The 12,305-nt window shown below is 39.6% G+C and carries 9 protein-coding genes and 1 pseudogene; 5 read left to right on the top strand and 5 right to left on the bottom strand.

The genetic code is table 11. The annotated features are described in order from the left end of the window. Positions 1 to 18: 18 nt before the first annotated feature. Complete coding sequence (locus AC27GZ_RS12810; RefSeq protein ID WP_487095589.1) at positions 19 to 585, bottom strand: bacteriohemerythrin; 567 nt, start codon at positions 583 to 585, stop codon at positions 19 to 21. 301 nt (positions 586 to 886) lie between these two features. Between AC27GZ_RS12810 and AC27GZ_RS12805 the strand changes: the two genes are divergently transcribed. The 3 genes and pseudogenes from AC27GZ_RS12805 to AC27GZ_RS12795 all read left to right on the top strand — a co-directional run bounded on the left by AC27GZ_RS12805 (position 887) and on the right by AC27GZ_RS12795 (position 4,511). Further along, the gene (locus tag AC27GZ_RS12805) at positions 887 to 2,515 is read left to right on the top strand and encodes a cytochrome D1 domain-containing protein (protein ID WP_487095588.1); all 1,629 of its coding nucleotides are present in this window, start codon (positions 887 to 889) and stop codon (positions 2,513 to 2,515) included. A 196-nt stretch (positions 2,516 to 2,711) separates the two neighbouring features. Next, a pseudogene (locus tag AC27GZ_RS12800) lies at positions 2,712 to 3,263 on the top strand (NapC/NirT family cytochrome c); the annotation flags it as partial. Between the two features lie 207 nt (positions 3,264 to 3,470). Further along, positions 3,471 to 4,511, top strand: a complete 1,041-nt coding sequence (locus AC27GZ_RS12795) for an ethylbenzene dehydrogenase-related protein (RefSeq protein ID WP_487095849.1) — start codon at positions 3,471 to 3,473, stop codon at positions 4,509 to 4,511. A gap of 130 nt (positions 4,512 to 4,641) precedes the next feature. Here AC27GZ_RS12795 and AC27GZ_RS12790 read toward each other — a convergent pair whose 3' ends face one another. Then, on the bottom strand, positions 4,642 to 5,310 hold the full coding sequence (locus AC27GZ_RS12790) for a GntR family transcriptional regulator (RefSeq protein ID WP_487095587.1): 669 nt from the start codon (positions 5,308 to 5,310) through the stop codon (positions 4,642 to 4,644). A gap of 284 nt (positions 5,311 to 5,594) precedes the next feature. Here AC27GZ_RS12790 and AC27GZ_RS12785 point away from each other — a divergent pair, with 284 nt between their 5' ends. Beyond that, the gene (locus AC27GZ_RS12785; protein WP_487095586.1) at positions 5,595 to 6,563 is read left to right on the top strand and encodes a dihydrodipicolinate synthase family protein; all 969 of its coding nucleotides are present in this window, start codon (positions 5,595 to 5,597) and stop codon (positions 6,561 to 6,563) included. Positions 6,564 to 6,761: 198 nt separating this feature from the next. On the opposite strand, the gene AC27GZ_RS12780 is transcribed toward AC27GZ_RS12785, so the two are convergent. Together AC27GZ_RS12780 and AC27GZ_RS12775 are read right to left on the bottom strand one after the other, a co-directional pair. Further along, positions 6,762 to 8,300, bottom strand: a complete 1,539-nt coding sequence (locus AC27GZ_RS12780; protein WP_487095585.1) for an aldehyde dehydrogenase (NADP(+)) — start codon at positions 8,298 to 8,300, stop codon at positions 6,762 to 6,764. Between the two features lie 43 nt (positions 8,301 to 8,343). Then, on the bottom strand, positions 8,344 to 9,372 hold the full coding sequence (locus tag AC27GZ_RS12775) for a 4-hydroxyproline epimerase (protein ID WP_487095583.1): 1,029 nt from the start codon (positions 9,370 to 9,372) through the stop codon (positions 8,344 to 8,346). Positions 9,373 to 9,591: 219 nt separating this feature from the next. On the opposite strand from AC27GZ_RS12775, the gene AC27GZ_RS12770 reads away from it, so the two are divergent. Beyond that, positions 9,592 to 10,977, top strand: coding sequence for an NAD(P)/FAD-dependent oxidoreductase (locus AC27GZ_RS12770; protein WP_487095582.1), 1,386 nt, complete (start codon positions 9,592 to 9,594; stop codon positions 10,975 to 10,977). Positions 10,978 to 11,035: 58 nt separating this feature from the next. Here the strand turns inward: AC27GZ_RS12770 and AC27GZ_RS12765 are convergent, their stop codons facing one another. After that, positions 11,036 to 12,253 (bottom strand): M24 family metallopeptidase, encoded by a 1,218-nt coding sequence (locus AC27GZ_RS12765; RefSeq protein WP_487095580.1) that lies wholly within the window; start codon positions 12,251 to 12,253, stop codon positions 11,036 to 11,038. Between the last annotated feature and the right edge of the window lie 52 nt (positions 12,254 to 12,305).

Raw genomic sequence — 12,305 nt, 5'->3', positions numbered from 1 at the left:
TCTTAGCGAATAATAATGTTAATGAACACCTTTATTTTGCAGGTAATGACTGTACTCTTTATCTGTGCCATTAATATGGTTAATTAACCATGCCGATAGGTAGTCACTGATTTCGTTTAACGAATCGTGACCCTTTTCATTGTAGAGGGTTACAAACTCTTTTACTTGCGCAATCATTTCTTGGTGCTTAGCTTTATGGGCAATAAAGTCAGGATAGTCATGTTCCTGCATAAGCTTTTCTTCTCGTTCAAAATGATAAACAGTATAATTTATTAGCTCTTCAAGTGCTTTTTTCTCAAACTCCTCACTCATCGCATGATCATAGGCAACTGTGAACTCATTTAATAAGCTAATTAACTTTTTATGATCTTGATCTATATGCGCTATACCTACGCTGTATTCATCTTTCCATTTGACTATATTTGACGGTGCAGTTTTTTTGTAAAAAACCGGTATGAGTAACAAGCCAATAATAAGTAACCATGAAACTGGATTCGTTAAACTTGACAGGAAACCAAGAAATATAACGACAATGACTAAAGCTATTATGGCGGCATAGATAAACGATTTATTGCGACTGTTCATAATCTTCCCTCGGCAAAAACCTTAAAAATAATAGGGTTATGTGACTCTTGTTAAAGTGAATAATACGTAATTATCAGTGTTTATTTAACTGTTGAAGACAAATGACTGGCTATTTGTTGACCTCGATCAATTAAAAGACTCCCTTCAATACCATAACTAAAAAAACTTGATCTGAATCACATAACTATAGTTCAAATAGGCAGATAGTTACATTTAGAAACATTTAGTGCCTGTACTTCAAATGAAACTTCATGGTTCACGGTACGAACAAGTAAATACAATAATATCTGGAGAGTAACTAATGAAAAATATAAAACATAGTTTTTCAGCACTTGGTTTGGCTATAGGTATGGCAGCTGGTGGTATCAGCATGTCGGTAACTGCTGCTGAGCCTACATTATCTGAAGCTGATTTTGAAAAAGCACAATTACACTACTTTCAACGCTGTGCTGGTTGTCACGGGGTTTTACGTAAAGGCGCAACAGGTAAAAGCCTAGAGCCTAAAAATATGCTTAAGAAAGGTCAAAAGCGTTTAGAAAAAATCATTGCTTTAGGTACCGAAGGTGGTATGAATAACTTTGATGATTTGTTTAACGAAAAAGAAATTGCCAACTTAGCAACTTTCATTCAAATGACACCACCAGTTCCACCGGAAATGTCTTTAGAGCAAATGCGCTCTCACACTAAAGAATATGTCGCATTGAAAGACTACCCAACTAAGCCAATGCATGGCTTAAACTGGAAAAACTTCTTTGTAGTTATCGAGCGTGATGCAGGTAAAGCAGCAATAGTAGATGGTGATACTAAGAAAATTGTTACCCATATCGATACTGGTTATGCGGTACACGTAATCAAAGGTACTGAGCATCATAAGAAAGATCATGCGAAAGATGTAGGTCGTTTTTGGTACACCATTGGTCGTGACGGTAAAGTTAACAAAATCGATTTATGGCAAAAACCTGAAAAAATGTTAGTGGCTGAAACTAAAATGGCATATGACGCACGTGATATCGCTGTTTCAGGTGACGGTAAATACGTAATTGCTGGTGGTTACTGGCCTGCGCATTTCGTTATTATGGACGCTGATACCTTAAACCCACTTAAAGTAGTGTCAACACGTGGTTACAACACGAAAGGTGAATTCATTAACGAAGCACGTGTAGCTGCAATCTATACAGCGCCAAACGAGTCTGCATTTATCGTTGCTGTTAAAGAAACTGGTAAAATGCTGCAAGTTGATTACACAGATTTAGATAACTTAAATATCACTGCTATTGAATCAGCTGAATTCTTACATGATGGATTCTTCGACCCATCAGGACGTTACTTCCAAATTGCTGCAAACGCATCTAATAAAATGGTTGTTGTTGATACTAAAGACGGCAAGCTAGAAAAAATGATTGAAGTAGATTCACTACCGCATCCAGGACCAGGTGCAAACTGGGTTGATAAAGAGTGTGGTCCAGTAGGTGGTACTACTCACTTAGGTGTAGGTCTTGTTTCTGTGTGGGGTAACGATCCTATCGGTCGCCCAGACCAAGCTTGGAAGCTTTGTTACGAAGTTGAAACCGACGGTGCAGGTGTATTCATCCGTACTCACGAAACTTCAGACTACGTATGGGCTGACCAACTTAAGCACCCTGAGCCAGAAATTCAACAATCTGTACAAGTTTTTGATAAGAAAACGCGTGAAATTGTGAAAACTATTCGTGTCACTGAAGAGCCAGGTAAAGCAGCACTTCACATGGAATTTAACGCTGATGGTTCAGAAGTTTGGGTTTCAGTTTGGAACCGTAAAGATAACAAGAACCCAACAGGTGAAATTGTGGTTTATGATGCAAAAACGCTTAAAGAGAAAGCGCGTATTAAAGGTTTAACTACCCCAACAGGTAAGTTTAACGTTTATAACCGTATCAATCACAAAACCTAAAACAAGGAACACCTTTTTGCCATTTCGCTCAACTTCGTTGTTGAAAGTTTGAACGAAGTGGCTTCAATCTGAATCCTAGTTTAAAAATTGTAGGTTGAGCCTACAAAATGGTTACCTAAAGGCATGGCATGTGCCATGCCTTTTTACTGTTAAATAATAAAAAATTTTTAAGCGAATTACCCAATGAGAGCTAATTATGGCTAATAACACATTTACACAACCGAGTTTCTGGTCAAGACGCCTGATACTGGGTACAACTGTTTCCGGTGCCGTCATCTTTTTTGTTGTTGGTATTATCTTTTGGGGTGGCTTCAACACGGCAATGGAAGCAACAAACACTACCGAATTCTGTATTGGTTGCCACGAAATGGAAGCCAATGTTTACCAAGAATATACACCGACTATTCATTACTCGAACCGTACTGGCGTACGAGCTGGCTGTCCTGATTGCCATGTTCCACGTCCTTGGATTCATAAAGTGGTTCGCAAAATTCAAGCTTCGCGTGAGGTGCTTTATTGGTTGACTGGAAAAATAGACACTAAAGAAAAGTTTGAAGAACATCGCTTTGATTTAGCAAAACGTGTTTGGCAAGCGATGAAGGATACAGATTCAAGAGAATGTCGAAACTGTCATAACTTTGAATCAATGAATCCTGAACATCAAAAGCCTAGAGCGCGTAAGCAACATTTAAATGCTTTTGAAACAGGACAAACCTGTATAGATTGTCACAAAGGTATTGCTCATCATGATGTTAGAGATAAATTATCTGATGAAGAACTTGAAAAACTAGAAGCGCCAAATCCTGACTATATTCGTGAAATTCCGAAAGAATATAAGGATGGCCTAGCGAGAATTGAAGCAAAAGAGGCGGCTGAAAAAGCGCAACTCAAAGCAGAAAAAGCCGCTGAACAAGTAAAAGTAGAAGAACAAATTGCGGCAGCAGTAGCAAAAGCTTTGGCGGAAAACCCTGTTAGTGCTCAAGCTAGCTCAGCAAGCAAAAAGCCATCGGCCCAAGCAAGTAATATTGACGTTGATTGGAACAAAGCTAAATCAACAGATATTGGTGTTTTCTATCCAGGAACAGCCTCAATTGAATGGATTTTAGGTCGTCAACACGGTGGTAAACGCGCCTTTACTAAAGGGGATCGTTGTACAGAATGTCACGGAGAAGAAATCGCTGATATTGGTCAAAATATTGTCAGCGGTGAAAGTGAAAAAGTGGTTGAAGATCAGGTGATACCGGGTAAGCGTGGTAGCATTGATGTGACAATTGATGCCACACATGACGATGAAAATCTTTACCTAAGGTTTAGTTGGAGTGATGGTGAACATGCGCCAGTACCATTTGTTGAAGGGGGTAAAATGGACCCTGAAAATCCAATGAAACTTGCCTTTATGATTGCTACCGATGATGTTGAATATGCCGATCGTGCTGGCTGTTGGGGCACGTGTCATGCTGACGCTAACTCTATGCCATTTGCGCCAGAGCAAGATGTGTTAAAAGGTAGTGACTTAGCTAAGCGCCTGAATTTAGACACAGGTACTGGTGTAGGTGTTACAAAATACCTTAAAGAAACACGCACCAAGATTGAGTTAAAAGGCCGTCGCGGTAAAGCTTTAGGAGGCTGGGATCAACTTAAAGATGATGCTGAGATTCAATCTCTTCAAGAGGCGGGTCAATATATGGATTTAGTTCGCTATAAATCTGGCTCAGCAGACGTTGAAGACGGACATATTTTAGCTTCACGTGATATGCATGGCGGACAAGGTGCTGAAGTAGAAGCAGCACTGAAAAATGGTACTTGGTCTGTGGTAGTTAAGCGTAAGCTGCAATCAGATAAGGTTGGTGACGTTAGTATTGAAGCAGGTAAAGTGTATAATTTTGGTTTCGCTATCCATGATGACTACTCAAGTGCTCGTTACCATCATGTATCATTTGGTTATAAACTTGCTCTTGATAATGATGAAGCGGAGATAAATGCTGTCAAACAGTAAGAGCATGACATAGCACTGGTTACCGCTTTTATGAACTTAATATACTCGCCTTGATTTGTTTACTCGAATCAAGGCGTTTTTTATTGCCTAGTGGCATCATTTGAGCAAGTACTATTTTCACTTACTATGATTAGGTATTAGCAGCTTCACGTTGTAATAAGAAAGCTTTGATTTCATCACGAGAGCTAAGAATGTGCTGCTTAAGTTTTTCAACAGCATTGTCAATATCTCTGGCTTTACAAAATGCTAATAGCTCAGCATGTTCTGGGCCTGCTTTTGATATACCGCCAGCCCACAATAAATGCATACGAATATAACGATCAGCATTTTTATTTAAAATATTTACTAAATCAGCAGTTTGTGGTCGGTTAGCGCCTGAGTACAAACAGTTATGAAAGGTAGAGTTTAATTCGCTCCAGGTATTGGCCGCATTTTCTTTACCGAGTGCTCTGTCAAGCTTGGTAAGAATTTCATCAGCTTCTTCCAAAGCTTCATCCGTAATACTGGCTAAAGATGCTTTTAGTAAGTCACCCTCAATCATGGCTCTTAGTTCGAATAACTCATCGACTTGATCTAAGTTTAATTCTGTTGCACTAGCACCTTTATGTGGTTCAAAAGTTACAAGTCCTTCAGCTTCAAGTTGCAATAAGGCCTCTCGAACAGGAATTCGGCTGACATTTAACTCTTCTGCTAATGCAGCTTGACGTAATGGTTGTCCGGCAACAATCTCACCACTAAGTATTTTTTCTCTAAGAATTTCAACAACTAATTGCGTTCTTGTTTTGTATTCAATGGTCATTTTTTTAGCTTATTTTTTTCATTGCTTATTTTATACAATTTATTATATAGAAATTAATACTGAATGAAAGGTAAGAAAGGAGCTTGCTTATTAGACAAGTGATCATCGAATAGCCTTTATTACGAAATAAAAACTGACATAAATTAATTGAGAATATTACTTTAATGCTAGGAAGGGTAAATTATTAAGACACAGGTTTTATAGAAGGTATTTAATTGATAAAACTTATGCGGTATAATGTATACAATTTAGTTTTCAGCAAGAGTTAGACAAGAGGAAGTAAGATGGGAGCAAATAATTCAGATTGGCGATATACGGTAATGCCGGCTGTGTTTACCTGGCTAAAAGAGTCAGAGTCTGGTGCCTTAGAAATTGATTTTGAGGCAACAAAAAAATACGCCGCAGATATTTTAGAAGTTCAAGGAAAAGGTGGAACCAGAATGGGAGGACTTGTTGGCTCAGGCACGCTAGGTGAAAATAGCTACTTAAGTTCTAACCAGCGCCTTGCTTTACTTCAAGCCCTTTCTGAAGTTGCTAAAGAATACAATGTGCCATTAATTAGTGGTGCTGCAGCAGAAACTAAAGAAGCACTTGCTAAAATAGTAAAAGAATTAGCGGCTGTGGGTGTGGATACCGTCATGGTGATGCCACCAAAAACTCAGGAAGTACCTTCAGAAGAAGATATGTATGCGTACTATGCGCTTTCTGCAAAAGCCGCAAAAGAGGCAGGCATTACAATTATGCCTTATAACAACCCTGATGCAGCGGGTTATCATGCACTGTCAACTGCTCTACTTAAAAGACTTGCTGCTCTACCTGAAGTCACTGCGCTTAAAATATCGACTGCAGATGTGTCAATTATTGAAACGTTGATGTTAGAGAATAAAGATTTAAAAATTTTGGCAGGTGTTGACACAGTCACTATACATGCAGGACTTGCTGGAGCATGTGGTGGGATTACAGGTGTAGGTTGTATATTCCCCAAAGCGAGTGTCACCATGCAGGAGTTAGTTAATAACGGGCAATGGGCTGAGGCAAACAAAATTGCTCAGGCTATGAATTCCATATCATACCTTGATGCTCAGCCGTTACTGCTAGAGTATCTTAAGTATGCTTTTGGCATTCATCACAATGATGCTGTTGGAGGACTTCGTACCTTAGGTAGAAAATTAACTCAGCAGCAAATTGATGATGTACACACACGATATACGCTAGCTAAGGAAAGACTTGGATTTTTAGATTTATTAGATTGATCTTTTTAAATGGTCATTGATTTAAAAATTTAAAAGGTTAAAAGTTCAAAAAAGAAAGCCCCTATTCAATGGGGCTTTTTTGTCACCGTTTTTAGGTAGAGCTTAATTTTTTATTTTCTAATTATTAGCTCGGTATTTTGCGTCCTCAATATTATGGGCAAGTGCTCACTAAAACGCTGTAACTTTTTAATTAATGTATTAATGCGTTGTTAACAAGGCTTTTGGTAATAAGGCATCAGGCATATTTTGATAGCAAATAGGACGTTGAAAACGCTTAATTGCTTCACTACCAACCGAAGTTGATCTGATATTAGTTGATGCCGGAAATGGCCCACCATGATTCATTGAAGCGCACACTTCTACTCCTGTAGGCATTTGATTGTAAATCAGACGACCAACTTTATGAACTAGGGTTTGCGATAGAGTTTTTGCCAAGGGGATATCAGCCTCTAAGGCATGAATACTGGCGGTTAAGTTGCCACTAAGTTGCGAAGTAAATTGCATGACTTGCTCAAAATCATCACAACGTACAATTAAGGCACTAAAACCAAACAACTCTTCATGTAAGGCTGGAGTACTTTGGTAGTGATTAAAATCAGTGGTAAATAATGACGCTGAGCAATCTTGCTCTCTACCTGATAATCCTCTGGCTAACAGTTTTACGCCTGAAAATGTTTGACGTTCAGCTACAGCATTATCGTAAGCATTACACATGGCTGGCGTGAGCATGACACCAGCGGCTTGTTCACTCAGTGATTGTGCTGCCGCATCAATAAACGCCTTATAATGAGCATCAGTTTCTTGACCAATAACAAGCCAAACTCCGGGGCTTGTACAAAATTGTCCTTGCCCCATCACTAACGAGCCAACTAACCCTTGAGCTATAGCCTGGTTATCTTGTGCTAATTTTTCTGGCATAACATATTGAGGGTTAATACTGCCAAGCTCACCATAAAAAGGAATTGGCTCATCACGTTGATTGACTTGTTGCTGTAAAATCATACCGACACGTTCAGAGCCAGTGAAACCAACGGCTTTGATTTGTGGGTGTGTAACAATTTGAGTTGAAATTTCGTAGCTTTCTCCTTGGATAAGTGAGAATACGCCTTTGTCTATTTGGCAAATTTCAATGGCAGATAATATGGCTTGTGCTACTAATTCAGCAGTGGCAGGATGAGCGGTATGTGCTTTCATGATAACAGGGCAACCAGCGGCTAGAGCTGAAGCAGTATCGCCACCGGCGGTTGAGAAGGCTAATGGAAAATTGCTCGCGCCAAAAACAGCCACAACGCCTAAAGGTAAATAACCTAAGCGGGTATCAGGTTTGGGAAGCGGTTGACGAGCAGGCTCTGCTAAATCAATAATGCCTTGGTATTCACCTTTTTCTAGAAGATCCGCGAATAAATTTAATTGACCAACAGTACGGCCGCGTTCACCTTGAATTCGCATCACTGGTAAGCCTGTTTCTGTGCTAGCGGTTGTGATGAGTTCATCACCTAAGGCAATGATTTGCTCACCAATAGTACGTAAAAAGTGTGCTCTAACTTCAGGATCAAGTTGGCTATACGAAAAAAAAGTTTGATGTGCTTGGCTGATTGCTTGGTTCACTTCTTCTTCAGTGGCATCGGCAAACTTTGCTGGCAGTTTCTCATGAGTTGTTGCGTTAAATGCTGAGAATCCGTTATTGGTATCGCCAGACCATTGTCCTGCGATTAAATTTTTACCGGTAATAGTCATAAGTTTTTCCTAATAGATAAATAGGGTTAATAGATCACAGTGTTTATTTCACTATAAAGCCAAAGGCGTAGGGATCTTCTTCATCGATAGTAATGGTATTTTTACCATAGACACGTGCCCAGCCTTCAATACTAGGGATAATGGCAGGTATATCTTCGTTATCCGCTTTGAGACTAACCACTTGCTCTATCTTTCCTATGAATTGGCTACCTATGTAACTTTCGTGTACAAAGTTATCACCAAGGTGCAGTTGCCCTTTAGTAAATAGTTGCGCCATTCTAGCGCTAGTACCTGTGCCGCAAGGCGATCTATCAATTGCTTTATCGCCATAAAATACGGCATTAGCGGCATCAGAGCCTTGAGTTTGAACAGCGCCAGTCCAAAGTACGTGAGAAATGCCTTGAACACTGGCATCTTCAGGGTGAATACAAGTTAAAGCTTGGTTTGCAATTTTCCGTACAATTGAGCTCCATTGGATTATTTGCTCAGCACTCCATTGGTCAATACCAGGGAAGTTTTCTTGTGGTTCCACAATCACATAGAAATTGCCGCCATAAGCAACATCAATGTTTAGTTTGCCTAAATTGGGAATAGTTAGCGTGACATCCTTATGCGCTAAATAAGAAGCCACGTTGAAAAGTTTTACCGAGGTGACTTTATCTGCTTCTTGGTGATATTCCACTTGAATTTGACCCGCAGGCACATCAATGGTGAGCATGTTTTTTCCATCGGCTGCTTTGTTTTTAGGGGTTAATAAACCCTTTTCTATTGCCGCTGTTATTGTGCCTATAGTGCCATGACCGCACATAGGGAGACAGCCTGATGTTTCAATAAACAAAATTGAAGCATCGGCATTATCACTACAAGGTGGATATAAAAATGAGCCAGACATGATGTCATGCCCACGAGGCTCGAACATAAGTCCCTGACGGATCCAGTCGTAATTTTCCATAAAATCGAGACGCTTTTCACTCATCGTTGCCCCTTTTAAATTAGGGTGGCCACTGGTGACCAACCTAACAGGATTGCCACAAGTATGAGCATCTATACATACAAATGTTTCTTTAATCATAATAATGAATTCGACGGTTATGAGTTAATCAAGATTGAATTTATTTAAGTCAATGCATTTACAGTTTGCTTCTGTAAAAATCTGGCTAACATTAGCGCATTCATCGCCTGATAGCGGCTAAATGTGACTCGTTTTTTATTGACTAGTCAAATCATAATATATTGTATACAATGTTAAATGCATTGCAAGTATAAATATGATTTACGGTAAGGATTAAAATTGAACACGCCAAATTCTGTCGAAAATGAAGCCTCAGGGACTAAGCACAGTATTGCTGTTATTGGCGCAGGAATAGTTGGAATTAATTGTGCGTTGGCACTACAAATGGAGGGCTATCAAGTTACCTTGCTTGATAAGCAAGGTATTGGCGAAGGTTGCTCTAAAGGCAATGCTGGTCATTTTGCTACCGAGCAAGTTTTTCCATTAGCAGAGGCATCTTTACTTTGGCAATTACCTAAAATGTTGCTTGACCCTTTAGGACCAGTTTCGCTTTCGCCTAAACATTTGATTAAATCAATCCCTTGGTTTATGGCCTTTTTGAATAATATGCGCACAAAAAAAAGAGCAAAAAATTGTGAGGCTATTAAGGCGTTAAATCAACACGCAATTGATTATTACTTACCACTGTTAAAAGCAGCGAATGCAGAACACCTCTTGATAAATAACGGTTCTTTATTAGTTTTTGAAAATACAGCGTATAGCGAAGTGTTAGCAATGCAGACACATTACCAGCAAGCTGGTGTTGAGGTTGAGCTGCTTAATAAAGCGCAAGCTTTAGCACTTGAACCAAACTTAAGTGACAGTGTTCAATACGCATTATTTTTTACTGATGTTGCGCATACAGGTGATCCTTTCGCTATTTGTTTAGCTCTGGCTGATTTCGCTATGCAATTAGGCATGACTTTTAAGCAAACAAAGGTGATTGATGTAAGGCATACCACTGGTGGGGTAGTGATACATGCAGAGAACGGAGAACTCAATTTTGATGCTTGTGTGCTCGCAACAGGTGCTTGGTCTAAATCATTATTGTCGAAGTTGAATTATCATTTACCTATAGAAGCAGAGCGAGGTTATAGTTTAAGTCTGAGTTTAGTCCAAGGAGAGCAGCCTTTATTATCAAGGCCCGTTGCTTCAGCAGAACGAAAATTTATCATCACTCCAATGCATAATATGTTGCGATTTTCTGGCACGGTAGAATACGCAGGTTTGGAGACTAAGCCTAATTATCAGCGCTCATCTATGCTAGTAAAAAATGCCGAATTTGTGTTAGCAACATTGCCTGCGAAAATAAGCTCTAAGCCGGATTTATCTAGGCAGAACTCATCTATGCAGAACTCATCTAGCCACAAATCATTACAGCCTTACTCATCAAAAGAGCAAAATAAGGGAGAGCATTGGATGGGCTGTAGGCCTTCATTACCTGACTCTTTACCCGTAATCTGCCAAGCGCCACAGCATGATAAAATTTATTTTGCATTAGGGCATCAACATCTTGGCCTAACGCAAGGGGCAATTACAGGTAAGCTGATTGCACAGCTAGTAGCCGGTCAAAAAACGGATATTGATTTGACTCCTTACTGTGTAAGTCGTTTTCAAAAAACATAAATTTTCCTCCTACTATGGCTACTTAAGTCAAATTAGCCATAGCAGGTGTTTATTGTTATTAACTAGCATTTAAACCAAAGGGATCATCTACAGAATGAGAAGGTTCAGTGAACCATACTGGTCCATGGCTAGCCATATAGAAATGATCCTCTAAACGTACTCCAAATTTCCCCGGTAATACCAGCATAGGCTCATTACTAAAGACCATACCTGCAGCTAAAGGAGTTGGTGTGCCGCGGACTAAATAAGGCCACTCGTGAATGTCTAATCCGCAGCCATGACCTGTTCGATGAGGTAGGCCAGGTAGTTGGTAATCAGGCCCGTATCCATTTTGTGAAATAACAGTTCTAGCGGCATCATCAACGGCCCCACAAGGAACACCTAATTGTGCGGCAGCAAAGGCTGCGAGTTGCGCATCTTTTTCAACTTGCCATGCATTACGTTGTTCGTCAGTTGCACAACCGTATGCGTAAGTACGGGTAATATCTGAGTTATAACCCATTAACAAACAGCCTGTATCAATTAACACCCAATCATTCTCTTGTAAAATTTGAGGTTCTTTTACCCCATGCGGAAAGGAGGTGGCTAGGCCAAATAATACGATACAAAAAGATGATCCTGAGGCGCCAACGCGTTTATGTGCTTCATTGATAAAATCACTCACTTCTGTGGTACTGATACCGGGGCGTAAAATGCGCGCTGCAGCTTTATGAACTGCTAAGGTCATTGCTTTTGCTCTTTGTAATAGCGCAATTTCAGATAAGGATTTAATTTGTCTGCAAGCAGCAGTAATATTGGCACCATTAATAAATTCAGTGTTAGGTAAAGCCTTGCGTAAACCATCAAATACGAAGAATGAAGCGGACTCATCAATGGCAATTCTTTGTTGAGAAAGCGCTAATTTACTAATGATGTTTGCAAATAACTCATAAGGGCTTTCGTCTTCATGCCAGCCATTATAGTTTCCTTGTATAAGCATGTTTTCACGTAAAGAGCCTTCTTCAAAATGCGGCGCGATGAACTCTAACATACCATTGGCGGGTAATATTGCGCCTACTAAACGTTCAGATTTATACCAGTTTAAACCGGTAAAATAATAAAGATTAGTACCCGCATCTAAATAGAGTGCATCAATGTTTTGTTCACGCATTAATTGTTGAGCATTATGAATACGCGCTTGAAACTCAGTTTTATTGATTGGTTTCACGTCTAATGTCATATCCGATAATTTCTTTAGCTCAGCTTCTATCGTTGAGCCACCAACACCAATAGTCATAATAAACCTTTAATTGTATACAGTATAAAATGCATGGTAGCAAAGCTATTTA

The sequence above is a fragment of the Colwellia sp. SU-HH00943 genome, assembly GCF_057546125.1.
Note: the sequence above shows the minus strand (reverse complement) of the source record. Positions and strands in the feature narration are given on the sequence as shown.